Here is a 24143-nt window from a genome sequence, read left to right as displayed (position 1 = left end):
AATTCAGGATCAAGCGCTACATCGGCGGGAGGGATTTCGCGGAACCTGCATCAGGGCTGCACAAGTGCTGCACGCGTACTTGCCTAGATTGCACTGCATCCCTCTCCTGGCGACGCCGCGTGGACCTGCAGCCTTCCGTTCCGTTCTCCTTCCCCCGTCGACCCATGCCGGACAGCGGCCACTTTGAGTTGCTCGATGTCAACGCCCTGCAGGATCCCTGCAGTGGTCGCATCGTCCACCTTTACGCTCTGGTGGCGCGCTGCACCGCCTGCGAGACGGTGTTCAAGGCAGAAGAGGGCGCCGGCCTGGTCAGTACGTCGTCCGCCCGCGTTGTGCGGTGCCCCGCTGGCTGTGGCCAGCAGGCCTTCAGCGGTGCCGCGCTGCGGCAGTGGCGGGCAGCGGCCGCACCCGCGGCCTGATCCGCGCGGTTACAGCTGCGCTGGATTGAGCTGCCAGACCGCATGGTTGAGTGCGGTGGCAAAGCCGACCCAGGCCAGGTAGGGCAGCAGCAGCCAGGCTGCCAACGCACGACGGCGTGCAAACGCCAGCATGGTCGCCACGATCAGCACCAGCAACAGCAGGATGTCGGCGAACGCTGCCGCACCGAGCTTCCAGCCGAAGAACAGCCAGCTCCACAGCACGTTGGCGACCAGTTGCGCGACATAGAGCCCAAGCGCGGTCCGGTTGGCGCGCCAGCCGCCGTGGCGCCAGACCAGCCACGCACTGATCGCCATCAGTACATATAAGAGTGTCCAGACCGGCCCGAACACGCTGGCAGGTGGCGCCCACGAGGGCTGTGCCAACTGGCCATAGAAGGTGGCGGCCGAGATCGAAGCGCGGGCACCCAGTGCCGCAGCCACCAGGGTCACGGCCAGCCAGCCCACCAGGCCGAACAACTGTCGTCTGTGATTCATCGTTGGTCCTTCCGATCGGTATGCAGTGCTGTGTGTCTACGCATGTGCCGCTGTATTGGATGCAGGCGCCGCCACGGTCAGTCCGCGGCGCCGGGACCGGCGTCAGCAGGGAGCAGGGCAGGGCGCCCGTCAAACCATTCCCGTGCGCCCGCCAGGTGCCACTGGCGTTGCTTGCCATCCAGTTCAATGCCAGCGCCGAGCAGGCCCCAGCGCAGGTAGAGGTCACCTCGCTTGTTCTGATCGAGCAGATCCAGGCGCGCACGTAGGGACAGGCGCTCGTTTTCCGCCTGCAGGCCATCCAGCACAATGTGGCCGGCCTGCCAGCGCAGGCGGGTCGAGGCATTCACCTGCCCGGCATCCAACAGCGACAGCACCCAGCGCGGATAATCGCCGCGCTCGGCGAACACCGCCAGCAAGGGGCCGGCATCACTCATCGTCAGATCGGCGTTGGCATCGACCCGGAACGGCGCCTGGGCATCGATGCGGCCCTGCTTGAACTGCACGCGGCCCTCCCACGGGGCCTTGCGGTCCTGCTGGCCGACCTGCACGTTGCGCAGCTGCACCGAGGTGCCGGACAGGTCGAAGTAGCGCTGCTTGAAGTCGCCGCGCCGCAGGGTTGCGTCCACCTGGGCATTGCCCAGCAGGTCCAGCCCGGCCACCCGCATCCGTGCCCCGCTGCCCAGCAACGTGGCCGTGCCGTGGCCGACGCGGCCATCGGTATCCAGCTCCACATCGCCGGTGAGCGTGCCAGTGCCACCCAGCAGCCTTACCTGCTCCTTGCCCAGATAGCGGTTGTAGGCGGTCAGGTCGGGAATGGTGGCGTTGTTGAAGCGCAGCCGCGCGCGCATGTCCTTGCGGAACTCGCGCAGCCGGCCATCACCACTGAGCTGCAGGGCCAGGTCGCGGCCGTCGAACAGGGTGTCCCCCTTGTCACCACCGGCGCGGGCATTGAAACGCGGCACGCGTACATCCAGCACCGCGCGGGTGGGCGTGCCGGGCTTCAGTTCACCGTGCGCGCTAGCCGTACCGGCCATGCGTACGCCCGCCACCTCGGCCGACGCCGCGGCCTCGGGAATGTCCACCGTACTGCCAGCGGCAAGCTCGCCCTGCTGCAGCTGCAGGTCGGCACGCACGGTGCCGCCGCCATCGAGCTGCAGCCATGGTTTGCGCAGGAACAGCGCGGGTATCCAGTTGAGCGAGGTGAACGTCCATTCGCCCTGCACGCGGCCGGAGGTGCGTTCGATGAGCTGGGCGGGCTCGCGGAAGGGAATCTCGCGTCCGCCGATGCGCAGGTCGGCATCCAGCGAGGCACCCGTATCCTCGCGTGCCGGCAGGCGTGCCTGCAGGCGGATGTCCTGTGCGGCGTCCATCTGCAGGGCCAGCGTGCCGCGATCGGGCGCGCCCGCACCGGCCTGCAGCGGCACGCGCCACACGGCGCGGCTGCCCGGCTGCAGGGTGCCGCCACTGAGCGTGATGTCTGCCTGCAGCTGCCCGGTGCTGGGTGAACTGGAGACCGCCAGCGTCCGTGCATCGGTGTCCACGCGGATGCCATGGCTCCGCGCATCCACCTTCAACGCGCCGTGGATGATCTCGAACTTGGCGATGCCCGGTGCCTGGTCGCGGTAGTGCCAGGGGTAGCCGAAGCGGGCCTCCACCTTCATCGCGTCCAGCAGCTGCACGCCGTCATAGCTGGCGCTGGCATCGGCGAAGGAGACCTGGGAGTCATACAGTTCCGAGGGGCCGCCGCGCAGCTGCTTGCGGAACCCCACGGTGCCGCTGCCCTTGCCGATGATGAGCAGCTTGCCGAAGCGGGCGTGCTGGATGGAATCGGTATGGATGGCGTCGAAGCGCAGGGTCCACCCCTGGTTCCCGCGGGGCGGCGGTGGCACCACGTCCTCGACGCGGGTGACCTCGGCCGACACCCCCGTGGCCTGCAGGCGCGGCACGCGCACTTCGCGCCGGAACAGCGGCCACAGTGCCAGCCGGGCGCTGGCACGCTCGGCATGCAGGACATACACCGTATGGTTCACGTGCCCGCGCATGTGCACGTTCCAGGCAATGACATGGCCCGGCAGCAGGGTGATTGCCGGGCCGGTGCGCATCACGAACTTCTGCGGCTTGTGGTTGGTGACCCGGTCGAACAGGGGCGTGTTGAGGAACAGGTTGCCCGCCAGCAGGTAGGCGGCGTAGACCCCGGCAATGCTCCATGCCAGCACCCGCCAGGGGCGCGGCCATTGTTTGAAACGTACTGGAAATGCGGGCATCCGGGCTCAGGGACGGGTGGGCGTGCGCCACTATCGCGAAGATGACTGCGTGGCGATGTGAATGCCTGTGGAGGCAAGCGCTGGCGCTCTGTGACCCGTGACGGGGCGTGTGATCTGAATTTCACATGCCGAAAACGTCTTCACAGTGCTTAATACGCTTCCTGACGAGTGGGGGCTCGTCCTTCAGGGTCGGTCCCCGGCGTTTCCAACTACCTGGACCGTACCCATGGCGGCATTGCAGCAGCGCACCATCGATCTCATCCGCGAGCATCAGTCGACCCTGATCGCGCAGTGGCGGGACAACCTCAACGCCGCCGGGCAGAACGACGACAGCCGCATCGGCGCGCGCGACCTGGACATCCAGGTCAACGAATTCTGGCAACTGCTGCTGCCCGCCCTGTCGGCGGTCGATGCAGCCAACCTGCATGGCGGCGAATGGCAGGGCATCCGCCATTTCCTCGAAGATCTCTCGCGCGACCGCGCGATCAAGGGTTTCAGCTCGTCGGAGACGGCCACCTTCATCTTCTCGCTGAAGCGGCCGCTGTTCCAGCTGCTGCAGCAGCACCACAGCGGTGACCCGCAGTCGCTCGGCGAGCAGCTGTGGTCGATCTCCGAACTGCTGGACGTGCTGGGCCTGCACACCGTGAAGGCGTTCCAGCGCACCCGCGAGGATGTCATCCAGCGCCAGCAGGAAGAAATGCTGGAACTCTCCACCCCGGTGGTGAAGCTCTGGGATGGCGTGCTGGCGTTGCCGATGATCGGCACGCTGGATTCGCAGCGGACCCAGGTGGTGATGGAATCGCTGCTGCAGCGGATCGTCGATACCGGCTCGGAAATCGCCATCATCGACATCACCGGCGTGCCCACCGTGGATACGCTGGTTGCCCAGCACCTGCTGAAGACCGTCACCGCCATCCGCCTGATGGGTGCCGACGCCATCATCAGCGGCGTGCGTCCGCAGATCGCGCAGACCATCGTGCACCTGGGCCTGGACCTGCAGGGCATCGTCACCAAGGCCAACCTGGCCGACGCACTGGCCCTGGCGCTGAAGCGGAACGGCGTGACCGTCAGCCAGGCCAACCGCTGATGGACCGCATCCCGATCCTGCAGATGGGCGACCTGCTGCTGGTCACCATCCAGGTGGACATGCACGACCAGCTGGCCCTGAACCTGCAGGACGACCTCAGCGAGCGCATCCGCCGCACGTCCGCGCGCGGCGTGCTGATCGACATCTCCTCGCTGGACATCGTCGATTCCTTCATCGGCCGCATGATCGCCACTATTTCCGCGCTGTCGCGGGTGATGGATGCGACCACCGTCGTGGTGGGCATGCAGCCGGCCGTAGCCATCACCCTGGTCGAGCTGGGGCTGGACCTGAGCGGCGTACGCACGGCATTGAACGTGGAGCGCGGCATGAAGCTGCTGCGCCAGAGTGATGAAGCGCCATGACCGCACGCCAGGGGACGTTACCGGTGCGGGTGGAGCAGGACGTCGTGCTGGCCCGCCAGGCCGTGCGCCAGGCCGCGGTGGCCTGCGGGCTGCGCCTGGTCGACCAGACCAAGCTGGTGACCGCAGCCAGTGAGCTGGCGCGCAACACCGTCATCTACGGCGGTGGCGGGCAGATGGACTGGGAACTGCTGGATGAAGGGCTGCGCCGTGGCGTGCGCCTGGTGTTCTCCGACCAGGGCCCCGGCATTGCCAACATCGAGCAGGCGTTGACCGATGGCTGGTCGTCGGGCAAGGGCATGGGCCTGGGCCTGTCCGGCTCCCGGCGGCTGGTGGATGTCTTTGAGCTGGACAGTGCACCGGGCCAGGGCACGCGCATCACCATCACCAAATGGACGTGAGTTTCTCCGGCCACGTCACCCGCGTCGTGGCCGTGGAGGAATCGACCCAGGTCGGACAGGTGCGCCGTGAGGCGCTGGCCCTGGCGGCGCGGATCGGTTTCGATGAAACGGACAGCGGCCGGGTTGCACTGGCGGCCAGCGAGCTTGCCAGCAATCTGCTGCGCCATGGCGGTGGCGGCAAGGTCCATCTTTCGGTCGTGCAGGGGCGCGACGCCCGTGGTATCGAGCTGTACACCGTGGACGCTGGTCCCGGCTTCGTGCTTTCGCAGGCGCTGGTGGAAGGCTATTCCACCGGCGGCAGCCAGGGCCTGGGCTTGGGGGCGGTCAAGCGCCAGGCGGCGCTGCTCGACAGCTGGTCGGATGCGCGTGGCACGATCGTCGTCGCCCGCATCTATCCTGATCGTGCCGGTCCACGCGTTGACCTCGCCTATGGCGCCCTGCGCCTTGCCATGCGGGGTGAAGAAGCCTGCGGCGATGCCTGGCACCTGTCGGTGCGCGAAGGGCAGGCAACGCTGACCGTGATCGATGGCCTGGGCCACGGCCTGCCTGCGACCGATGCGGCGCAGGCCGGCACGCGCGCGGCCGCGGAGGCGGGCGTGGAGTCACCGAATCCGCTGATTGAAGCGCTGCACCGGGCCATGTCGGGCACCCGCGGCGGCGCCGTCGCCGTGGCGACCCTGCCGCTGGCCGGGGGTGAGCTGCAGTTTTCCGGGATCGGCAACATCAATGCCGGCATTGCCGACGCCGCGACCTACCGCGGCCTGGCCTCGATGCCCGGCATCGTCGGCGTGCAGTACCGCAAGGCACAGGCATTCAACGTTCACGCCGCGCACGGCACCCTGCTGCTGATGCACAGCGATGGGCTGCAGGGACGCTGGCGGTTGCAGGACTATCCGGGCCTGGTGCATCGCCACCCGGCCCTGGTGGTGGCCGTGCTGCAGCGTGATTTCGACCGTGGGCGTGACGATGCCAGCATCGTTGCCCTGCGCATGGGAGCGTGGTGATGGGGCAGGAGCAAATGCAGGAAGAAAACGCGCGCCTGGCGGCCGAGAATGCCGCGTTGCGGGCGGAGCTGGAAGAAACCAACCAGGGCGTGCTGGCGCTGTATGCCGAGCTGGACCAGCAGGCGGTGCAGCTGCGCGAGGTGTCCGATCTCAAGAGCCGGTTCCTGTCCTACATGAGCCATGAGTTCCGCACGCCGCTGGGCTCCATCCTCAGCATGACCCGGTTGCTTGAGGACGGCTTCGACGGGCCGCTCAACGATGAACAGCTGCGCCAGGTGCGCTTCGTCAGCGCCTCGGCTTCGGAGCTGCGCGAGATGGTGGACGACCTGCTGGACCTGGCCAAGATCGAGGCGGGCCGCATCACGATCTCGCCGGGCTGGTTCGACCTGATGGACCTGTTCGCCGCCCTGCGCGGCATGTTCAGGCCGCTGGTGGAGAGCAACCAGCGCATCGAGCTGGTGTTCGAGGATCCGCCGCCGCTGCCGATGCTCTACACCGACGACAAGAAGCTGGCACAGATCCTGCGCAACTATATTTCCAACGCCATCAAGTTCACCCCGGAGGGGCAGGTGGTGGTGTCGGCGAGGATGGAAAGCGAGGTCGAGGTCCGCTTCACCGTGCGCGACACCGGCATCGGCATCGCGCAGGAGCTGCTGCCAGCGCTGTTCGAAGACTTCGTGCAGGTGGATTCGCCGCTGCAGAAGCGCCTGCGCGGCACCGGCCTGGGCCTGTCGCTGTGCAAGCGCTTTGCCGAACTGCTTGGTGGCCGCGTTGCGGTGGAAAGCCTGCCCGGCAGCGGCTCCGCCTTCCATGTCATCCTGCCGGTAGCACTGGACGAGGCGACGGAGGCCGCCAATGCCCCACTTTGATCGCATACTGGTGGTGGACGACAACGCGGCCACGCGGTATTCCGTGCGGCGCGTGCTGGAGCACCATTGCTACAGCGTAAGTGAAGCCGCCACCGGGCAGGAGGGGCTTGACCGGCTGGCCGGCTCGGAGTTCGGCGCGGTGGTGCTGGACGTCAACCTGCCGGACATGAGCGGCTTCGACGTGGTGCGCCAGCTGCGTTCGCAGGCGCGCACCCAGCTGCTGCCGGTAGTGCACGTTTCGGCCGCCTCCATTGCTACCGGCGACATGATCACCGGCCTGGACAACGGCGCCGATGGATACCTGATCCACCCGGTGGACCCGGATGTCCTGCTGGCGACCCTGCGCAGCCTGCTGCGCGCGCGCCGGGCCGAAGAAGCATTGCGTGACGCAGACGCGCGGTTCCAGGAGATCTTCAGCCAGGTCAACGCGCCCATTGCCGTGCTCGATGAGCAGCTGCAGGTCCACGAGAGCAATCCCGCGTTCGCGCGCCTGCTCAGCGACGCCGATGCCAATGGCTCCCTGTTTGCCATGATGGGCAGCAACAAGGAGTTTGTGCTGGACCTGCAGGACGCACTGGCCCGGCAGGAGCGCTGGCAGGGCGTGCTGGTCATCGCGGGCCGGCAGGGCCTGCGCACCACGCAATGGCGGCTGACGCCGGACCGCCGCACCGGCCATGGGCTGGTAGTGGTGGAAGATGTGACCGAGCATCACGTGCGCGCCCGCGCACAGCGCGCCGAACTGGAAACAGCCACCAGCGAGCTGGCCCACCAGATCGCCGAGCGCACCCGTACCGAAGGCGAGCTGCTGCAGGCACAGAAGATGGATTCGCTGGGCCAGTTGACCGGCGGCATCGCCCATGATTTCAACAACCTGCTGACCACCATCATCTCCGGCCTGGACATGATCGAGCTGGCCGTTGCCTCTTCCCGGCTGGAAAAGGTGCCCCAGTACAGCAGCATTGCCGCCGCATCGGCCCAGCGCGCCGCCGCCCTGACCCAGCGCATGCTGGCGTTCGCGCGCAAGCAGCCGCTGGATTCGCGTCCCTTCGACCTGGTCGCACGCACGCGCTCGCTGGAAGACCTGCTGCGCCGCTCGATCGGCGAGAACATCGAGCTGGAGTTCGAGCTGGGCGAGGAACCGCTGGTGGCCATCGCCGACGTCAACCAGTTCGAGAACGTGGTGTTGAACCTGGTCATCAATGCCCGCGACGCACTTGCGGGCCGCGGCCTGATCCGACTGCGCGCCGAAGCCTGCGAGGTCCAGCGGGAGAACAAGTTGACGCCGGGCCGCTATGTCAGCCTCAAGGTGATCGACAACGGGCCGGGCATCCCGCTGGACCTGCTGGACAAGGTCTTTGAACCCTTCTTTACCACCAAGCCGCAGGGCGAGGGCACCGGGCTGGGCCTGTCGATGACCTATGGTTTCGCGCGGCAGTCAGGCGGGGTGGCGCGCATCGCCAGCGAGCCGGGCGAGGGGACTGAGATTGAATTGCTGCTGCCTGCCGGTGAACCGGTCCAGACCGATGCCAGCATCGACCAGGCCGCCCCCCCACGTGGCCAGTCCGAGCGCATCCTGCTGGTGGATGACACCGATTCGGTCCGGATGATGGTCGGCGAGATGCTGTCCGAGGCCGGCTACCAGGTCACGCTGGCGGCGGATGCCCGCCAGGCGCTGCGCCAGCTGAGGCATGACCCCGCATTCGACCTGCTGCTGTCCGACGTCGGCCTGCCGGGCATGGACGGGCGCGAACTGGCCGATGCCGCGCGCGAGATCAATCCGGTACTGCCGGTGCTGTTCATCACCGGCTATACGGAGCGCGCCGCGGTGCGCGAGACCTTCCTCGGGACCGGCATGAGCCTGCTGCCCAAGCCGTTCAGCCTGCTGGAACTGATGGCCGCCGTGCGCGCGGCGCTGTAGCCGTATGGGCTACGCTTGACGCATGTCCCAGAGCCCTGAACTGCTGCGTCGCCTGCTGCGTGCCATGGACCAGATCGACCGGGCCAGCCACGAAGACTGGCCGGTGCTGCGCCTCGCGGAAGTCAGCGCGGTTTCGCCGGCCCACTTTGCACGCGCGTTCAAGCAGGCCTTCGGCGTACCTCCTCACCGCTACCTGCTCAGCCGCCGCATCGAGCGCGCGGTCGCCCTGTTGCGGGAGACCGATCTTCCTGTCACCGAGATCGCTGCACTGACCGGCTGGGTCAGCCTCGGCACGTTCGGGCGCATCTTTCGCGACATTGCCGGCGACAGCCCACGGGCGGTCCGCGAGCGCGAGCGCAGCAAGCTGGATGCCCGTGCGCCGATGCCGGAATGCCATGCGCGTGCCGCGCAGCGCCCCGACCTGAAGACCGCAGTTTTGGAGAAGCGACGCCGCGCCGCGCTTGATAGCGTGAGCCCCACTACAGAGGAGGGGTTATGACCGGTACCGTGAACGTGGTGGGCCTTTATGTGCGTGACCAGGACGAAGCACTCGATTTCTACGTCAGGATCCTGGGCTTCAGGGTGCATACCGATGTCGGCAGCGGTGAGTATCGTTGGCTTACCGTGCAGGCTGCAGGTGATGAGGGCTTCCAGCTCGGGTTGTTCAAGCCAGGGCCGCCGGTGCACGACACGGCGACCGCACAGGCATTGCAGCAATTGGTCGCCAAGGGCGCGATGCCGCCCCTGGTGCTGGCTGTCGAGGATTGCCGCGCCAGCCATGCGCAGCTGCTGGCCAAAGGCGTTGAATTCACCCAGGAGCCGGTCGAGCGCTACGGCGCGGTCGACGCTGGATTCCGTGATCCATCCGGCAATGGCTGGAAAATGATCGAGCGACCAGCGAAGGAGCGGGTGGCGCACTGAGATGGCGTGCGCACAGCGTCTGCGTGGATGGGGTGGCTGCGGCCACCCCGGGTGCAGTGATCTGCGAATCCGGCAGGCGTCTCAGCCTGGCAGCTCGCACTGCATCTTGCCGTCCACGTAATAGGGCTTCGGCACGTTCGGGTTTTCGCTGGTCTTCTCGAAGACCACCTCGAACGAGTCCGATTTTGGCGTTCCCTTGCGGTCGGTGCAGGCGTCGCTGAGTTTCTTCTTCACTGCGGTGATGCCGGCATCGCGGTTGGCGCCGTCGGCGCTGTTGGTCAGGTTCACCGTTTCGGCCAGGGCCAGCGGGCTGAGGGCCAGCAGGCTGGCGGTGACGATCAGGCTGTGCAGACGGGTCATGCAATCTCCTCGTGCGTTCCATTGCGGGCGCGCCGCAGGCGTGCGACGCGCAGACAGCATAGGCAACGCCGGTTAAGGCACCGTGCTCGGCCATCGAAGCAGCGGCGCTGCGACCGATTGTCGCGCCGATGCTAGTGGGAACCATTCGCATCTGATATGATTTAACGCGCCCTTAACCAGCGCCGCTGCCGCCGCCCCAGGCGCGCCTCCTATCAGCAGGTCCCCCATGTCCCATACCCGTTCTTTTGCCCGCGAGCCGATGCGCTCGCTGCTGTCCGTGTCCGTTGCCACGCTGCTGGCGCTTCCGATTGCCGCACAGGCCCAGTCGGCGATGCCGGACGGTGCCACGCCCACCGATCTGGATGCAGTGCACGTCAACGCCTACCGCACGATCACCCACACCTCGGGTGCAACCAAGACCGATACCCCGGTGGCGGAGATGGCCAAGTCCGTCTCGGTCATCGCCCGTGAGGAGCTGGACGCACGCGGCGTGCAGAACCTCAATGAGGCGATGCGCTACGTGGCCGGTGTCTCGCTGGAAAGCACCGGCATCGACAACCGCGTGGATGATTTCCGCATCCGCGGCTTCGATGCCGGCAGCTGGAGCAACAACGTCACCGTCGATGGCATGCGCGCCCCGCAGGGTGGGCAGTGGAACCGGACCATGGTCGACAGCTGGAACCTGGACCGCGTGGAAGTCCTCAAGGGCCCTTCGGCCGTGATGTACGGCCAGGTGGCACCGGGCGGCATGGTCAACCAGGTGAGCAAGACACCCACCCCGGACCAGCAGCAGGTGCTGCAGCTGGGCGTGGATGGCAACGGCCAGTACAGCACCGCCTTCGACGTAGGCGCCGGCAGCGATGACAGGCGCCATCTCGGCCGCCTGGTTGGCCTGTACCGCGACGGTGACACGCAGATCAAGCACACCGAGCAGGAGCACTGGTTCCTCGCCCCCAGCTATACCTGGCAGATGGCCGAACGCACCCGCCTGACCGTGCTGGGCCTTTACCAGCGCGATGATGGCGGCTCGACCTACCAGTTCCTGCCAATGGCGGGCACCCTGGTGGCCACGCCCCACGGCCACATGAAGAACAGCACCTTCATCGGTGAGCCGACCTGGAACACCTATGACCGGACCATCTGGTCCGGCGGCTGGTTGTTCGAACACGCCTTCAACGACCATTGGACGCTCAGCCAGAGCGCGCGCCGGTTGAACGTGGAATCGAGCTTCCGCAGCGTGGTGACCAATGGCGCGCTGAACGCCGATGGCCGTACGCAGAAGCGTCGTTCCACCTGGGGCGAAGGCGATTCGCGCGGCGATACCGCCGATACCCGCCTGACCGGCAAGTTCAGCACCGGCGCGGCCGAACACACCCTGCTGGTGGGCGTGGACTGGCAGAAGGCCGACTGGACCGCCGCGCGCGGCGCGATGGGCACGGCCACCGATACGCCCACCGCCATCGACATCTTCAACCCGGTCTACAGCGGCTACATCCCGGCCACCACCTCGATCAGCTACTCCGGTGGCATCAACCGCCAGACCGGTGCCTACCTGCAGGACCAGATCGCGCTGGACAAGTGGCGCTTCACCGTCGGCGGCCGTTACGACTGGACCAAGGATGACACCTGGACCCAGGCCTACACCGTGGCCAGCGATCGCTTCGGCGCACGCGCACCGAGCCACATCAAGAACGATGCCTTCAGCGGCAACGCCGGCATCCTGTACGTGGCCGACAACGGCCTGACCTCGTACCTGAGCTATGCCGAATCGTTCCAGCCGGCCGGCAGCACGGCCACGCAGTCCTTTGAGCGCACGGCGTTCGATCCCATCACCGGCAAGCAGTGGGAAGTGGGCCTGAAGTACCAGCCCGCCAGCTTCGACGGCCTGATCACCGTGTCGGCCTACGACCTGCGCCAGCAGAACGTGCTGACCGATGATCCGGACAGCAGCCACAACACCTGCGGCACCACGGGCACCAGCCAGTGCCAGGTGCAGGATGGCGAAGGCCGCGTGCGCGGTGTCGAACTGGAGGGCCGTGTCACCCCGCTGCAGGGCTTCAGCGTGATCGGCGCTGCGTCGTGGATGGAGTCGGAAGTCACCCGCAGCAACAACGGCTACCGCGGCAAGGAACTGGCGATGGTGCCCGACTGGACCGCCTCGCTGTGGGGGGATTACACCTTCCAGGCAGGTGCCCTGGAAGGCCTGAGCCTGGCGGCGGGTGTGCGCTACAACGGCACGAGCTATGGCGACAGCGCCAGCCTGTACCGCATTCCGTCCTACACCCTGTGGGATGCGGCCATCCGCTATGACGCCGGCCTGCATGGCGCAGTGGGCACGCTGCTGTCGTTGAACCTGAGCAACCTGGCCGACAAGCGTTTCGTGTCGACCTGCACCGGCGTGTCGTCGTGCTACTACGGCACCGGCCGCACGGTGACGGCGACGGCGCGATTTTCCTGGTGACGCGCACCTGGTGATGCGCACCTGGTGATGCAAGGCTGCCGCCGCACCCGGAAGGGGCGGCGGCAGCGCCGATCACGCGGCTGCGTTGGCGGCGTACGCGGCCAGCACGGCCGGCAGCGCGTGCATCGACTCGAAGATCACGTGGACACCGGCTGCACGCAGGGCTTCGGGCGTGCTGTGGTACTGGCCGCCCGGGCTGTAACCGAAGACCGTGGCGCCGGCAGCAACGCCCGCGGTGGCGCCGGTCACGGTGTCTTCGATGACCGCGCAGCGGGTCGGATCGACGCCCAGCGACGCGGCGGCGGCAAGGTACACATCGGGGTGCGGCTTGGTCCGCGGCTGGTCCTGGCCACTGAAGATCTGCCCGCCGAAGGCATCGAGGATGCCGATCTTGCCCAGCTGCAGGCGCACCTTCAGCAGATCGGCGCCCGAGGCGCAGGCGATCCTGCCGCCGGTGGCCGCCTGCAGCGCACGCACGGCGGACGGTGCGCCGGGTATTTCAACCAGGTCGCGCTCCAGCGCCACGTTGCGCTGGTGGCGGAATTCATCCAGCCACGCCTCGGTGAAGGGCTTGCCGGTGCGTTCCTCGATCAGGCCAGCCAGGCCCGCCACGGATTTGCCGAGGAAGATCTCGCCGGCCTGCTGCTGGGTCAGCGGCCAGCCGCGCTCGGTCAGCATTTCCGAAAGCACGCGGGCCACCAGCGGCTCGGAATCGACGAGGACGCCATCGCAGTCGAACAGCACGGCATCGAAGGGGAAGGGGGACATCAGGAACTCCTTGCAACAACCAACGGGGGAAGCTGCCCGTCATTTTCCCACAGGCGGCGGCGGGGTGCGCTGCGCCTCGATGAACGCCGCGATCCGCTGCAGCGTGGCCGCGTTGCCGGCGGTGTAGACGATCATCGACAGGTCCGGGCGTGCCTCCACCGAGAACGTCGAGAATTCCAGCTCCAGCGGGCCCAGCTCCGGGTGCTTGAGCCGCTTGCTGCCATCGCCTTCGCTGGCCACATCGTTGCTGCGCCAGAGCGCCGCGAACTCGGGGCTGCTGGCCGAAAGCTCGGCCGCCAGCTGCGCCACCTCCGCCTCGGCACCGGCGCGGATCGCGTCGGCCCGCAGCGATGCCACCACGAAGCGTGCAACGCTGCTCCAGTCTTCCTGCGCCGCGCGTACCCGGCTGTTGCTGAAGATGAAGCGCAGGATGTTGCGCTCGCTGGGCGGCACCTGCGCGTAGTCGGTCAGCAGTACCGTGGCGGCGTGGTTCCAGGCGACCACATCCCAGGTCGGGGTGCGGATCAGCGCCGGGCTGTAGGGCAGGGCATCGAGCACCCGCTGCAGGCGCGGCGAGATGCTGTCACCGCTGCGGTATTTCACTTCCGGCGGGCGGCCCAGCCCCAGCATGTACACGTGCTCGCGTTCTGCATCGGTCAGGCGCAGGGCGGACGCGATGCGGTCCAGCACCTCGGCCGAGGGTGCGCCACCGCGGCCCTGTTCCAGCCAGGTGTACCAGGTCGGGCTGATGCTGGCCCGTTGCGCCACCTCCTCGCGACGCAGGCCTGGCGTGCGTCGGCGGCCGGTGGCGAAACCGAAACTGGCCGGATCCAGCCGTGCGCGGCGGCTCTTGAGGAATTCTCCGAGCGAGTGCTGGTTCATGCCGTTCCCTGCCTGTCAGTCGCTATACCCGTATAACGTCACTACTTTAACAGGATGCGCGGAGCCGGATACTGGTCCCACTTTCCAGCGGAGCAGCATCCCATGCGTGTATTCCTGACCGGCGCCACCGGCTTCATTGGCCGCCGCGTATGCGAGCAGTTGCAGGCGGCAGGCCATGAGGTCATCGGCCTGACCCGCTCGGACGCGGGCGCCGAGGCCCTGCGTGCCGCAGGCGCCCACGTGCAGCGCGGCGAGCTGGGCGACCTGGCCAGCCTGCGCGCAGGCGCGGCGGCAGCCGATGCGGTGATCCACACCGCGTTCGACCACGATTTCAGCCGCTTCGCCGCCAACTGCGAGCAGGACGCGGCCGTGATCGGCGCACTGGGCGAGGTACTGAAGGGCTCGCCGCGCCCGCTGCTGATCACCTCCGGCGTCGGCATGGGGGAGGCCGCGCCCGGCCAGCCGGCGCTGGAAACCGTGTTCAATCCTGGCCATGGCAACCCGCGCATCGCCTCCGAACGCGCGGGCAACGCGCTGCTCGACGCGGGCATCGACGTGCGGGTGATGCGCCTGCCGCAGGTGCACGATACCTTCCGCCAGGGCCTGATCAGCTACTTCATCGACATCGCGCGGAAGCAGGCGGTGGCCGCTTACGTGGGCGAGGGCGGCAACCGGTGGTCTGCGGCCCATGTGGATGATGTGGCCCGTGCCTACGTCCTGGCCCTGGAGCGCGGCCACGCCGGTGAGCGCTACCACGCCGTGGCCGAGGAGGGCATCAGTGCCCGCCGCATCGCCGAGGTGGTGGGTGCGGGGCTGGGCGTGCCGGTGCGCAGCATTGCTGCGGAAGACGCGGCCGCGATGTTCGGCTGGTTCGGCCTGTTCGCCGGCATGGACCTGCCGGCATCGAGTGCACTGACCCGGCAGCGCCTTGGTTGGCAGCCGGTCGGCCCGACGCTGCTGCAGGATCTGCAGGACATGGAGTATCGCGAGGGGCGCTGACTACGGATGAATGGCCCTGCACCGCGCTTGCATCCGCAGGCGCGGATACTGCAGGCCATCGATCCCCGCACGGGGTTGCCGGGGTCACCCTTCATGCCACGCCGGAAAACGCTGCGCATCGCCACCTTCAACGTCAACGGCATCGGCCCGCGCCTGCCGCATCTGCTGGCATGGCTGGACCGCGAAGCGCCCGATGTGGTGGCCCTGCAGGAGCTGAAAGCCACCGATGCTGCCTTCCCGGCAGCCGAGCTGGAGCAGGCGGGCTATGGCGCGATCTGGTGCGGCGAGGCGCGCTGGAACGGCGTTGCGCTGCTGGCGCGGGATGCGGTGCCGATCGAAAGCCGTCGCCGGCTGCCGGGGGATCCCAAGGACAGCCAGAGCCGCTATCTGGAAGCGGCCGTGCATGGCATCGTCGTTGGCGCGCTGTATCTGCCCAACGGCAATCCGCAGCCTGGCCCGAAGTTCGATTACAAGCTGCGCTGGATGCAGCGGCTGCTGCGCCATGCCCGCTCGCTGGTCGATCTGCCCCACCCGGCGGTGCTGATGGGCGACTTCAATGTCATCCCCACCGACCTGGACGTGTATGACCCCAAGGCCTGGAAGCGTGACGCGCTGTTCCAGCCCGACGTCCGCGAGGCATTCGAGCAGCTGCTCGCGCAGGGCTGGCGCGATGCGCTGCGCGAAATACACGGGGAAACGGTCATCTACACCTTCTGGGATTACTTCCGCCAGCACGCCGAGCGCGACCGCGGCCTGCGCATCGATCACCTGCTGCTCAACCCCGCATTGGCGCCGCGCCTGCAGGACGCAGGCGTCGACCGCTGGGTGCGGCTGCAGGAGAAAGCCAGCGATCACGCGCCGACGTGGCTCACCGTCAGCATCTGAATCCTTCATCGTGGCTGTAGGCGCTGGTCGTGAGGATGCACTGCCAAAGCATTCATCCATTGGACACGCCGGCAAGACAGCAATGTGATCGGGCAGCGCCTACGTTGCAGTTCTATCCCTTGCGATTGACACGAAATGCTTGCTCCGGTGCTGCCTCCCCCATTGTCCAACCTCGCCCGGCAACGCCTGCTGCAGGTGCCTGGTCTTCCACTTCCGGGCCAGGGCCACACACTGGAGCGCTGGCGGGCGCTGGCTGCCCTGGGCCATGAAGACCTGTGTCTGGCCAAGGTGCTTGAGGCGCATCACGATGCAGTGGCGATCCTGCATGAACTACGCGTGCCCGTCCCAGCAGAGCAACTGCTGGCGGTGTGGGCGGCTGAAGGCCCCGCCAGTACGCTGCGGGCCGAGCACACGGGACGCCTGCGCGGTGACAAGCCCTGGTGTTCTGGAAGCAATCTGGCCGACACCGCGTTGGTGACCGTGCGCGGTGAGTCGGGCGTCCAGTTGTACAAGGTGGACGCGTCGCAGTGGCACTGCATGGAGAGCGAGCCGTGGCCGGCCGCCGGCATGGCCGGCGTGCCCTCCACCACGGTGCGCTTCGACGACGCTGAGGCCGAAGCGGTCGGGCCCGTCAACGGTTACCTGGAACGTCCCGGCTTCTGGCACGGTGGTGCCGGCATCGCCGCGGTCTGGTTCGGTGCGGCGACCGCGCTGGCCGAGCGCATGCAGCACGCCTGCAGTGAGGGCCTGCGTGCACGCCTGCTGGGCAAGGCTGACCTCGCGCTGGCCCCGGCAGCGGCACTGCTGCGCGAACTGGCCCATGCCATCGATGCAGCGCCACAGCTTACCCACCGGGTGCAGGTCGTGCGCGTGCGCAGCGTGGTCGAACGCGCCGCCACGCAGGTACTGGACCTGGCCGGCCGCGCGCTTGGCCCGGCGCCGATGTGCATGGAAGATGCCCATGCGCGCCGCTGGGCCGATCTGACCGTGTTCATGCGGCAGAGCCATGCCGACAAGGATTGGGAATGGCTGGGCGGACAGTGCGCCCGGCAGGTGATGCCATGGGCGCTGTAGCCACCATCCACGGGCAGGGCTCTGACGAACGCGCATGGGAGCACTGCGATTGGCTCTGGCAGCAGCCCGAGACGCCTTTGGCCGAACTCGTTGCCGGGGCAGGGCGCATCGTGGTGGTCGCGCCGCATCCGGATGACGAGGTATTGGCCTGTGGCGGATTGCTGTGTGCGGCGGCAGCCATTGGCGTGCCGGTGCAGGTGGTGGCGGTGACCGACGGCGAGGCCTGCTATCCGGGCGAAGCCTGGTGGACACCGCAGCGCCTGCGCCAGGCACGCCGCGAGGAACTGCGCGACGCCCTTGGCGAGCTGGCCATCGATGCTGCGTCCATCGTCCACCTTGGCATTGCCGACGGCGGGGTCAGCAATCACGAAACGGGCCTGGAAGATTGGTTGTGGCAGACGCTGCGCGAGGACGACCTGGTGCTGGCACCGTGGCGCTTCGATGGACACCCCGACCATGAAGCAGCGGGCCGTGCTGCCTGGCGTGCCGCGCGTTCGGCCGGATGCCAGCGCCTGGAGTATCCGGTGTGGGGCTGGCACTGGCTGGACCCAGGTTGCGCCCACATGGCCTGGGAAGCGCCACGCCTGCTCGATATTTCCGCTGTCGCCGCGCGCAAGCGTGAGGCCATCGCCCAGTTCCGCACCCAGACCGGCAATGTGCCCCGGCTGCAGGCCGAGCCCATCCTTCCGGCCCACGTGCTCACCCGCTTCTACCGTACCCACGAGGTCTACTTTGCATGAGCGCCCAGCCTTACTTTGACGAAATCCACGCCAATGAAGATCCCTTCGGCTACCGCACCCGCTGGTACGAAGAGCGCAAGCGCGACCTGCTGATGGCCAGCCTGACACGACCCGGTTTCCAGCGCGGCTGGGAGCTGGGCTGCTCCAACGGGGTGCTCACCGAGCGCCTGGCCGGCCGCTGTGAGCGCCTGCTGGCCACCGACATCAGTCCGCGCGCCGCCTTCCAGGCGCGTCGCGGGTTGGCCCATCTGCCGCATGTGCAGGTGCACTGTGCGCAGCATCCGCAGCAATGGCCCGCTGGTCGCTTCGATCTGATCGTCTGCGGCGAGATGGGCTACTACCTCGGCCCAGATGCGCTGGTGGAACTGCGCGATGGGCTGCACGCCGCGATGAAGGACGACGGCCTGCTGGTAGCCTGCCATTGGCTGCCGTCGTTCCCGGGCCGGGCCACCCGCAGCGCGCTGGTGCATGAGCGATTGGGGCATGGCCTGCAGGAGGCGTTCTGCTATCGCGACAGCGATTTCATCCTGCAGGGCTGGACCCGGGCGCCGCTCTCGCTGGCCAGCAACGAGGGGCTGAGATGATCGGCGTGCTGGTGCCGGCACACAACGAAGCCGAGCACCTTCCGGCGTGCCTGCGCTCGCTGGCCATTGCCGCAGCGCATCCCGGGTTGGCTGGCGAGCCGGTGCAGATAATCGTTGCCCTGGATGCCTGCACGGATGGCAGCGCTGAGGTCTGTGCAGGGATGGCCGCGGAAATCCTCAGCCTGCAGGCACGCTGCGTCGGCGCTGCGCGCGCGGCTGCTGCGGGCGTGCTGGTTGAACGTGGCGCTACGTGGCTTGCCAGCACCGACGCGGACAGCGAGGTCCCGGCCGACTGGCTGGTTGCCCAGCGTGGCGCAGGGACCGATGTGTTCTGTGGCGTCGTCGATCTTGGGGAACTGGCGCCGCAGCAGGCTTGGCTGCGCAGCTGCTTCCAGCGCAGCGAGCGCTGGGGTGAGGGGCATGGTCGCGTGCACGGGGCCAACATGGGCGTCTCGGCGGCTGCCTACCAGCGTGCGGGCGGATTCGCTGCGAAGCGATGTTCGGAGGATGTGGATCTGGTTCAGCGATTGGAAGACGCAGGTGCGTCGGTCCGCTGGGCCGCTGCTCCCGTCGTGACGACGAGCAGCCGATTGTCAGGTCGTGCGACGGGCGGCTTTGCCGACCATCTGGCCCGCCTGGCTGCGCTGCAAGCCTCTCCGCATCCAGAGTTCGCTCTTGCGTACTGAGGAGCGGATCACCGTCGCAACGTGAAGCATTCAGCCGCGCGAGCGGGTTTGCGTTGGTGACCCTGCAGCGCTTGCCTATCATGCGATGCTCGTTCAACTGCCACTGAATTCCTTCTTCCATGCCTTCCAACGCGCAGGCCGCGCGACGTTCCGCCCGCGCCGCCGGGTATGTCTTTCCTGAGCATCTGCGTGAGCAGGCACAGGCGCTCCCAACCCAACCGGGGGTCTACACCTTTCATGGGCGCGAGGGTGGCCTGCCCCTGTACATCGGCAAGAGCATCAATCTGCGCACGCGTGTGATGGATCACCTGCGCACGGCCGAAGAGGCAGCGATGCTGCGTCAGTCCGAGCGGATAAGCCATCTGCCAATGGCGGGAGATCTGGGCGCGCAGCTGCTGGAGGCAGCCATGGTGAAAGCCGAGCGCCCCCTGTACAACCGGCTGCTTCGGCGGCTGCCGCGCCAGTTCAGCATGCGGCTGTACCGCGGCGAGATCAGCGTGGTGAACTCGGCAGAGGTGGATCTGACGTCCACGCCGATGTTGTACGGCATCTATTCGAGCGCCCGCGCTGCACGCGAGGCACTGCGCCGCGTGGCGGATGAGAATCGACTCTGCTATTCGCTGCTGGGTCTGGAGCGCCTGCCAGCGGGTCGGCCCTGCTTCCGCTCGATGCTGCGCCAGTGTGCCGGTGCCTGCTGCGGCGGCGAGACCCTTGCCGAGCATCAGCAGCGGCTGGCCGATGCGCTCATGCTGCTGGAGATTGCCGAATGGCCCTACGCCGGCCCCGTGGCCATCGAGGAGCGCGGCGAAGCGATGCGGCAGTTCCACGTCGTTGATGGGTGGTTCTATCACGGCAGCGCGAAGACCCTGGCCGCTGCCCGGCGCGTGCGTCGGACTGATCCGCTGTTCGACCGCGACGCGTACCGCATCCTTCGCAAGGGGCTGTCGTTGGGCCAATGGGCCCTGCACCCGCTATAGCATGTCGCGTAGACAGAGTCACGCAGCGTGGACGACCTGTTCTGTATCCCTCCGTGCAGGCCATGCAGGGAGAAGACCGTGAGCGATCTGTTCGAGCTGGGCATGCCGTGGTTTGAGTTCGTACTACGGGCCACCGCCGTTTACGTGGTGGTGCTGCTGTTGACGCGGCTCAGTGGCAAACGATCGATCGGGCAGTCCGCACCGTTCGATATGCTGGTGATCGTCCTGCTGGGTACGGCGGTGCAGAACTCGCTGATCGGTGAGGACACCTCGCTGCTTGGCGGACTCATCCTTGCCGCCACGTTGCTGGGTCTGAACTGGCTGGTGGGTTTCGTGACCGCGCGCAGCCGGCGCCTGCATCGCTGGGTCGAGGGCGCGCCGGTGGTGCTGGTGCGCAACGGCAAGGTGTTCTGGGAGCAATTGCGCCGTTGCAATGTGGCGCCGGAGGACCTGGACGTGGCCATGCGCAAGGCAGGCTGCGATGGCCATCACCAGATCGAACTGGCCATGCTGGAAACCTCGGGAGAGATCACCGTGGATGCCGAAGGCCGATGAAGCTGCAACAGTGGAATCCACACGCCGCACACGACAAGGTCACCGTGGGCACAGCCGTGCCCATGCAACCCTGCAGTCCCCAACGGCAGGAGAACGACGATGCAGGCGCTGACCTATCACGGCCGTAAGGATGTCCGCGTTGAGACCGTCCCCGACCCGGTACTTGCCGCAGAAGACGACATCATCCTGCGTGTCACCGCCACCGCCATCTGTGGCTCGGACCTGCACCTGTACCGGGGGAAGATCCCGGATCTGCACACCGGCGATGTGCTGGGCCACGAGTTCATGGGCATTGTGGAAGAGGTTGGCAGGGGCGTAACCCAGGTGCGCCCCGGCGACCGGGTGGTCATACCGTTCGTGATTGCCTGTGGCGAGTGTTTCCACTGCCAGTTGGCGGAGTATGCCGCGTGCGAAACCACCAACCCAGGCAAAGGCGCGGCGCTCAATGCGAAGGGATTGATGCCACCAGCCGCATTGTTCGGATACAGCCACCTCTACGGCGGGGTCGCTGGCGGCCAGGCAGAATTCGTGCGTGTGCCCAAGGCCAATGTCGGTCCCCTGCGGATTCCGGATGGGGTGGCCGACGAGCAGGTGCTGTTCCTGTCCGATATTCTGCCGACGGGCTATCAGGCCGCGCTGAATGCAGGGGTGAAGGCGGGCTCGACGGTTGCGATCTTCGGTGCCGGACCGGTCGGTTTGATGAGCGCCGCGTGCTGCCGGCTCCTGGGTGCGGAAACCATCTTCATGGTGGACCATCTGCCGTATCGCCTGGACTTCGCGCAACGCACCTATGGCGTCACGCCCATCGATTTCGGCAAGGTGGACGATCCGGCGGATTACATCATCAGCCAGACCAGCGGCCGGGGCGTGGATGCCTGCATTGAAGCCGTCGGGTTTGAGGCCGAGGGTAGTTCGCTTGAGACCGCACTGACAGCGGTCAAGCTCGAAGGCAGCAGTGGCGTGGCGATCCGCCAGTGCATCGCCGCCGCCCGGCGCGGCGGGGTGGTCAGCGTTCCCGGGGTCTACGCCGGTTTCATCCATGGCTTCCTGCTGGGGGATGCATTCGACAAGGGGCTGACCTTCAAGATGGGGCAGACCCATGTGCAGGGGCTCATGCCCGAGCTGTTGACCGCCATTCTCGAAGGCAAGCTGGACCCGGGCAACATCATCTCGCACCGCATGAGCCTGGCCGAAGCAGCGCAGGGCTACGCGATGTTCGATGCCAAGGACGACGACTGCCGGAAGATCGTGCTGACCCCGTGACCGGCAATGAGCACTCCGCCACTGACACCCGACAAGCGCTACATCGTCGTGCGCGGCCGACTCTGGCGCGCCACCAACCCGAACCTCACCGCGACCGAGCGTGCGCGGTGGGTAGCGGCGTTGATGGACGCGCGGCGCGCGGTGCAGGCCGCGATGAGGAGCGGAGAAGCGGCGGCGCTGCGGAATGCACGCCGTGCGGTGGATGCGGCTAAACGAGGTCTCGGCGAGCGTGGCCCGGTGTGGTGGACAGATGGTGGCAAGGACTACAACCGCTACCTGGCAAAGAATACGCCGTACGCGAGCTGGTTCGACGGTCTTTGAAGGGGAGGGAGGCAGCTCAGTCTTTCGACCCTCGACGACCTCCCGTTGGATCGACCTCAGGTCGCTCGTAGTCGTCGGGATGTGCCGTCTCGTTCTGTTCCGGCATGTCCTTGCCTTTCTTCCAGCTCTGGTCGGTACGGACCTTGTCCGGCGTATGCGCCTTGTCCTGGTCGCTGGCGTCGCCCGTGGGGTTGAACGGTAGCTTGCTCATCGGAGGAATTCCTTGCGGTGGGTGCAGTTTCAGCGCTGTAACGGTTGTCTGCCACGGCTCTGGGCCAGCGTCTGGTTCACTGCTTCCTGAAGTTGCGGGATGTGGAACGGCTTGGCGACGAAGCGTGCTTTCTGGTGTCGGGCTGGCACGACCTGATCGTAGACGGCTGAGGCGAACAGGAAGGGCACGCCCAGCTCCGCCAGCCGGTCAGCGACCGGGAACACCACGCCGTCGCCGAGCTCGATATCAAGGATGGCGGCATCGAACTGCTCGTTGCGCAGCAGGCTGAGTGCCTCGAATACGCTTTCAGCGTGCGTGATGGTGTTCCCCTCGTTGGACAGCGCATCCTCAACCAATTCAGCCAGATCCAGCTGATCCTCTACCAATAACAGGCAGTGCTCCTGCGTCTGTTCATTTCCATACTTCTGCATACGCAGGTCGTGCTCGTATTGTCATGTTGCCCCTATGTTCCGCTTCCGGGCATCAAGCCAGCGGCTGGCTGCCGTGTGCGCGGCGCGAAGGTCGCATGACCCGATGGATGCGGGTCGCAGTCGGCGGGCGGACGTGAACCGCCCTGGTAGATGCCCACCTTGGTGGGCCGTAGGGCCGGGGGCCAACCAAGGTTGGCATCTACCGAAGCCCGTCCAGTCACCGGAAACCGCCTTGGTAGATGCCCACCTTGGTGGGCCGTAGGGCCAGGGGCCAACCAAGGTTGGCATCTACCGGAGCCATCGCGGGCGATCACGCTGTGTTGGTTTTCTGCGCGCCACACTGGACCACCCCCTTCACAGGATCCAGCATGAGCCAGGTATTCATCGTCGGCGCAGCCGGCAAGGTCGGCCGTTCCCTTGTCGAGCAGGCCAGCGCACGTGGCCATCGCGTACTGGCCCTGCATCGCGGTCAGGACCAGGCCGCCGAACTCACCGCCCTCGGCGCCGGCCCGGTGCAGGGCGATCTGCTGCAGCTGGATGTCGCCGCGCTGGCGGCGCTGATGAAAGGCTGCGACGTGGTGGTGTTCTCGGCCGGTGCCGGTGGCAAGGGCGGCGCGTCGATGACCGACGCCATCGATGGGCGCGGACTGGAACTGGCCGTGGCCGCGGCACAGGCCGCGGCCGTGCCGCGCTTCCTGCTGGTGTCGGCCTTCCCGGAAGCCGGTCGTGGCAAGCACCTGTCGGATACGTTCGAGAACTACATGGTGGTGAAGAAGCGTGCCGACGTGCACCTGGCCGAAAGCCCGCTGGACTGGGTGATCCTGCGCCCGGGCACGCTCACCGACGAACCGGGCACGGGCCGGGTGCGTGCCGGCCTCGCCATTCCCTACGGCAACATCGCCCGCGCCGACGTCGCTGCCACGCTATTGGCATTGATCGAACACCCGCAGCTGCGCCGCTGCATCATCGAACTCACCGAGGGCGAAACCCCGGTGTTCGATGCACTGCAGGCGCTGTCGCCGGCATGAGGGCTTGACCACGACAACGCGCTGATGCAGCATCGGGCGCATGGTCCTCCGCGCCGCCGCCGTCACTACCACCACGACTGCCCCTGGCAGGTCGTGAGGTCGTTACGTGACGTGATGTAGCGCCGCCCCTCAGGACCCCGCCAGTCATGGACGGGGTCTTCTGTTTCTCCGTCCGTGCCCA

General features: G+C 67.1%; 28 protein-coding genes. 21 read left to right on the top strand and 7 right to left on the bottom strand.

Translation table 11 applies throughout. From position 1 onward, the window contains the following. The first annotated feature begins 119 nt into the window (after positions 1-119). Positions 120-419 (top strand): hypothetical protein, encoded by a 300-nt coding sequence (locus tag C1927_RS11580; protein WP_079221987.1) that lies wholly within the window; start codon positions 120-122, stop codon positions 417-419. 9 nt (positions 420-428) lie between these two features. Here the strand turns inward: C1927_RS11580 and C1927_RS11575 are convergent, their stop codons facing one another. Then, entirely contained in the window at positions 429-914 is a 486-nt protein-coding gene (locus C1927_RS11575; protein WP_079221986.1) for a TspO/MBR family protein, read from the bottom strand. 77 nt (positions 915-991) lie between these two features. After that, the gene (locus C1927_RS11570; protein ID WP_079221985.1) at positions 992-3178 is read right to left on the bottom strand and encodes a hypothetical protein; all 2187 of its coding nucleotides are present in this window, start codon (positions 3176-3178) and stop codon (positions 992-994) included. A 226-nt stretch (positions 3179-3404) separates the two neighbouring features. On the opposite strand from C1927_RS11570, the gene C1927_RS11565 reads away from it, so the two are divergent. The 8 genes from C1927_RS11565 to C1927_RS11530 are packed head-to-tail and all read left to right on the top strand — an operon-like array spanning position 3405 to position 9737. Then, positions 3405-4265: an STAS domain-containing protein gene (locus tag C1927_RS11565; protein WP_079221984.1), complete on the top strand. Its 861-nt coding sequence runs from the start codon at positions 3405-3407 to the stop codon at positions 4263-4265. Next, positions 4265-4627: an STAS domain-containing protein gene (locus tag C1927_RS11560; protein WP_079221983.1), complete on the top strand. Its 363-nt coding sequence runs from the start codon at positions 4265-4267 to the stop codon at positions 4625-4627. The genes C1927_RS11565 and C1927_RS11560 overlap by 1 nt, the downstream gene beginning before the upstream one ends. Next, complete coding sequence (locus C1927_RS11555; protein WP_079221982.1) at positions 4624-5025, top strand: anti-sigma regulatory factor; 402 nt, start codon at positions 4624-4626, stop codon at positions 5023-5025. The genes C1927_RS11560 and C1927_RS11555 overlap by 4 nt, the downstream gene beginning before the upstream one ends. Further along, entirely contained in the window at positions 5016-6029 is a 1014-nt protein-coding gene (locus tag C1927_RS11550; RefSeq protein WP_079221981.1) for an ATP-binding protein, read from the top strand. Before C1927_RS11555 ends, C1927_RS11550 begins: the two co-directional genes overlap by 10 nt. Further along, on the top strand, positions 6029-6898 hold the full coding sequence (locus C1927_RS11545) for an ATP-binding protein (RefSeq protein WP_079221980.1): 870 nt from the start codon (positions 6029-6031) through the stop codon (positions 6896-6898). Before C1927_RS11550 ends, C1927_RS11545 begins: the two co-directional genes overlap by 1 nt. Next, on the top strand, positions 6885-8816 hold the full coding sequence (locus C1927_RS11540; RefSeq protein WP_079221979.1) for a response regulator: 1932 nt from the start codon (positions 6885-6887) through the stop codon (positions 8814-8816). Before C1927_RS11545 ends, C1927_RS11540 begins: the two co-directional genes overlap by 14 nt. A gap of 22 nt (positions 8817-8838) precedes the next feature. Continuing rightward, positions 8839-9315 carry an AraC family transcriptional regulator gene (locus C1927_RS11535; RefSeq protein ID WP_079221978.1) on the top strand — a complete coding sequence of 159 codons (477 nt, stop codon included), beginning with the start codon at positions 8839-8841 and terminating at the stop codon, positions 9313-9315. Then, positions 9312-9737, top strand: coding sequence for a VOC family protein (locus tag C1927_RS11530; RefSeq protein WP_079221977.1), 426 nt, complete (start codon positions 9312-9314; stop codon positions 9735-9737). The genes C1927_RS11535 and C1927_RS11530 overlap by 4 nt, the downstream gene beginning before the upstream one ends. Positions 9738-9818: 81 nt before the next feature. On the opposite strand, the gene C1927_RS11525 is transcribed toward C1927_RS11530, so the two are convergent. After that, complete coding sequence (locus tag C1927_RS11525; RefSeq protein WP_079221976.1) at positions 9819-10097, bottom strand: hypothetical protein; 279 nt, start codon at positions 10095-10097, stop codon at positions 9819-9821. A 226-nt stretch (positions 10098-10323) separates the two neighbouring features. On the opposite strand from C1927_RS11525, the gene C1927_RS11520 reads away from it, so the two are divergent. Next, positions 10324-12558 carry a TonB-dependent siderophore receptor gene (locus C1927_RS11520; protein ID WP_254051464.1) on the top strand — a complete coding sequence of 745 codons (2235 nt, stop codon included), beginning with the start codon at positions 10324-10326 and terminating at the stop codon, positions 12556-12558. A gap of 72 nt (positions 12559-12630) precedes the next feature. On the opposite strand, the gene C1927_RS11515 is transcribed toward C1927_RS11520, so the two are convergent. Further along, a complete protein-coding gene (locus C1927_RS11515; RefSeq protein ID WP_108746749.1) occupies positions 12631-13326 on the bottom strand; it encodes an HAD family phosphatase in 696 nt (231 codons plus the stop codon). Between the two features lie 39 nt (positions 13327-13365). Then, the gene (locus C1927_RS11510) at positions 13366-14208 is read right to left on the bottom strand and encodes a helix-turn-helix transcriptional regulator (protein ID WP_108746748.1); all 843 of its coding nucleotides are present in this window, start codon (positions 14206-14208) and stop codon (positions 13366-13368) included. 102 nt (positions 14209-14310) lie between these two features. Here C1927_RS11510 and C1927_RS11505 point away from each other — a divergent pair, with 102 nt between their 5' ends. The 10 genes from C1927_RS11505 to C1927_RS11460 all read left to right on the top strand — a co-directional run bounded on the left by C1927_RS11505 (position 14311) and on the right by C1927_RS11460 (position 22292). Further along, on the top strand, positions 14311-15207 hold the full coding sequence (locus tag C1927_RS11505; protein ID WP_108746747.1) for an SDR family oxidoreductase: 897 nt from the start codon (positions 14311-14313) through the stop codon (positions 15205-15207). Between the two features lie 93 nt (positions 15208-15300). Next, a complete protein-coding gene (xth, locus tag C1927_RS11500) occupies positions 15301-16092 on the top strand; it encodes an exodeoxyribonuclease III (protein WP_079225232.1) in 792 nt (263 codons plus the stop codon). Positions 16093-16227: 135 nt separating this feature from the next. After that, positions 16228-17166: an acyl-CoA/acyl-ACP dehydrogenase gene (locus C1927_RS11495; RefSeq protein ID WP_079221972.1), complete on the top strand. Its 939-nt coding sequence runs from the start codon at positions 16228-16230 to the stop codon at positions 17164-17166. Beyond that, on the top strand, positions 17154-17906 hold the full coding sequence (locus tag C1927_RS11490) for a PIG-L family deacetylase (protein ID WP_079225231.1): 753 nt from the start codon (positions 17154-17156) through the stop codon (positions 17904-17906). The genes C1927_RS11495 and C1927_RS11490 overlap by 13 nt, the downstream gene beginning before the upstream one ends. Continuing rightward, positions 17903-18490, top strand: a complete 588-nt coding sequence (locus C1927_RS11485; RefSeq protein WP_079221971.1) for an SAM-dependent methyltransferase — start codon at positions 17903-17905, stop codon at positions 18488-18490. Before C1927_RS11490 ends, C1927_RS11485 begins: the two co-directional genes overlap by 4 nt. Continuing rightward, complete coding sequence (locus tag C1927_RS11480) at positions 18487-19176, top strand: glycosyltransferase (RefSeq protein ID WP_079221970.1); 690 nt, start codon at positions 18487-18489, stop codon at positions 19174-19176. The genes C1927_RS11485 and C1927_RS11480 overlap by 4 nt, the downstream gene beginning before the upstream one ends. A gap of 119 nt (positions 19177-19295) precedes the next feature. Further along, entirely contained in the window at positions 19296-20153 is an 858-nt protein-coding gene (gene cho / locus C1927_RS11475; protein WP_079221969.1) for an excinuclease Cho, read from the top strand. A gap of 78 nt (positions 20154-20231) precedes the next feature. Beyond that, positions 20232-20708, top strand: a complete 477-nt coding sequence (locus tag C1927_RS11470) for a YetF domain-containing protein (protein ID WP_079221968.1) — start codon at positions 20232-20234, stop codon at positions 20706-20708. 99 nt (positions 20709-20807) lie between these two features. Then, a complete protein-coding gene (locus C1927_RS11465; protein WP_108746746.1) occupies positions 20808-21971 on the top strand; it encodes a zinc-dependent alcohol dehydrogenase in 1164 nt (387 codons plus the stop codon). A 6-nt stretch (positions 21972-21977) separates the two neighbouring features. Continuing rightward, the gene (locus C1927_RS11460) at positions 21978-22292 is read left to right on the top strand and encodes a hypothetical protein (protein WP_108746745.1); all 315 of its coding nucleotides are present in this window, start codon (positions 21978-21980) and stop codon (positions 22290-22292) included. A 16-nt stretch (positions 22293-22308) separates the two neighbouring features. Here the strand turns inward: C1927_RS11460 and C1927_RS11455 are convergent, their stop codons facing one another. Together C1927_RS11455 and C1927_RS11450 are read right to left on the bottom strand one after the other, a co-directional pair. Next, positions 22309-22503: a hypothetical protein gene (locus C1927_RS11455; protein WP_079221965.1), complete on the bottom strand. Its 195-nt coding sequence runs from the start codon at positions 22501-22503 to the stop codon at positions 22309-22311. Between the two features lie 29 nt (positions 22504-22532). Next, positions 22533-22934, bottom strand: a complete 402-nt coding sequence (locus C1927_RS11450; protein WP_079221964.1) for a response regulator — start codon at positions 22932-22934, stop codon at positions 22533-22535. Between the two features lie 368 nt (positions 22935-23302). Here C1927_RS11450 and C1927_RS11445 point away from each other — a divergent pair, with 368 nt between their 5' ends. Beyond that, on the top strand, positions 23303-23962 hold the full coding sequence (locus C1927_RS11445; RefSeq protein ID WP_079221963.1) for an NAD(P)H-binding protein: 660 nt from the start codon (positions 23303-23305) through the stop codon (positions 23960-23962). Positions 23963-24143 lie beyond the last annotated feature (181 nt).

The organism is Stenotrophomonas sp. ZAC14D1_NAIMI4_1 (assembly GCF_003086775.1).
Classification (GTDB): Bacteria; Pseudomonadota; Gammaproteobacteria; order Xanthomonadales; family Xanthomonadaceae; genus Stenotrophomonas.
This window is presented reverse-complemented; position numbering and strand designations above follow the sequence as displayed.

Excerpts from the sequence above, each read along its gene's own strand:
- C1927_RS11575 (WP_079221986.1), bottom strand. The coding sequence starts at position 914 with ATGAATCACAGACGACAGTTGTTCGGCCTGGTGGGCTGGCTGGCCGTG.
- C1927_RS11570 (WP_079221985.1), bottom strand. The coding sequence starts at position 3,178 with ATGCCCGCATTTCCAGTACGTTTCAAACAATGGCCGCGCCCCTGGCGG.
- C1927_RS11565 (WP_079221984.1), top strand. The coding sequence starts at position 3,405 with ATGGCGGCATTGCAGCAGCGCACCATCGATCTCATCCGCGAGCATCAG.
- C1927_RS11560 (WP_079221983.1), top strand. The coding sequence starts at position 4,265 with ATGGACCGCATCCCGATCCTGCAGATGGGCGACCTGCTGCTGGTCACC.
- C1927_RS11555 (WP_079221982.1), top strand. The coding sequence starts at position 4,624 with ATGACCGCACGCCAGGGGACGTTACCGGTGCGGGTGGAGCAGGACGTC.
- C1927_RS11550 (WP_079221981.1), top strand. The coding sequence starts at position 5,016 with ATGGACGTGAGTTTCTCCGGCCACGTCACCCGCGTCGTGGCCGTGGAG.
- C1927_RS11545 (WP_079221980.1), top strand. The coding sequence starts at position 6,029 with ATGGGGCAGGAGCAAATGCAGGAAGAAAACGCGCGCCTGGCGGCCGAG.
- C1927_RS11540 (WP_079221979.1), top strand. The coding sequence starts at position 6,885 with ATGCCCCACTTTGATCGCATACTGGTGGTGGACGACAACGCGGCCACG.
- C1927_RS11535 (WP_079221978.1), top strand. The coding sequence starts at position 8,839 with ATGTCCCAGAGCCCTGAACTGCTGCGTCGCCTGCTGCGTGCCATGGAC.
- C1927_RS11530 (WP_079221977.1), top strand. The coding sequence starts at position 9,312 with ATGACCGGTACCGTGAACGTGGTGGGCCTTTATGTGCGTGACCAGGAC.
- C1927_RS11525 (WP_079221976.1), bottom strand. The coding sequence starts at position 10,097 with ATGACCCGTCTGCACAGCCTGATCGTCACCGCCAGCCTGCTGGCCCTC.
- C1927_RS11520 (WP_254051464.1), top strand. The coding sequence starts at position 10,324 with ATGTCCCATACCCGTTCTTTTGCCCGCGAGCCGATGCGCTCGCTGCTG.
- C1927_RS11515 (WP_108746749.1), bottom strand. The coding sequence starts at position 13,326 with ATGTCCCCCTTCCCCTTCGATGCCGTGCTGTTCGACTGCGATGGCGTC.
- C1927_RS11510 (WP_108746748.1), bottom strand. The coding sequence starts at position 14,208 with ATGAACCAGCACTCGCTCGGAGAATTCCTCAAGAGCCGCCGCGCACGG.
- C1927_RS11505 (WP_108746747.1), top strand. The coding sequence starts at position 14,311 with ATGCGTGTATTCCTGACCGGCGCCACCGGCTTCATTGGCCGCCGCGTA.
- xth (WP_079225232.1), top strand. The coding sequence starts at position 15,301 with ATGCCACGCCGGAAAACGCTGCGCATCGCCACCTTCAACGTCAACGGC.
- C1927_RS11495 (WP_079221972.1), top strand. The coding sequence starts at position 16,228 with ATGCTTGCTCCGGTGCTGCCTCCCCCATTGTCCAACCTCGCCCGGCAA.
- C1927_RS11490 (WP_079225231.1), top strand. The coding sequence starts at position 17,154 with ATGGGCGCTGTAGCCACCATCCACGGGCAGGGCTCTGACGAACGCGCA.
- C1927_RS11485 (WP_079221971.1), top strand. The coding sequence starts at position 17,903 with ATGAGCGCCCAGCCTTACTTTGACGAAATCCACGCCAATGAAGATCCC.
- C1927_RS11480 (WP_079221970.1), top strand. The coding sequence starts at position 18,487 with ATGATCGGCGTGCTGGTGCCGGCACACAACGAAGCCGAGCACCTTCCG.
- cho (WP_079221969.1), top strand. The coding sequence starts at position 19,296 with ATGCCTTCCAACGCGCAGGCCGCGCGACGTTCCGCCCGCGCCGCCGGG.
- C1927_RS11465 (WP_108746746.1), top strand. The coding sequence starts at position 20,808 with ATGCAGGCGCTGACCTATCACGGCCGTAAGGATGTCCGCGTTGAGACC.
- C1927_RS11460 (WP_108746745.1), top strand. The coding sequence starts at position 21,978 with ATGAGCACTCCGCCACTGACACCCGACAAGCGCTACATCGTCGTGCGC.
- C1927_RS11455 (WP_079221965.1), bottom strand. The coding sequence starts at position 22,503 with ATGAGCAAGCTACCGTTCAACCCCACGGGCGACGCCAGCGACCAGGAC.
- C1927_RS11450 (WP_079221964.1), bottom strand. The coding sequence starts at position 22,934 with ATGCAGAAGTATGGAAATGAACAGACGCAGGAGCACTGCCTGTTATTG.
- C1927_RS11445 (WP_079221963.1), top strand. The coding sequence starts at position 23,303 with ATGAGCCAGGTATTCATCGTCGGCGCAGCCGGCAAGGTCGGCCGTTCC.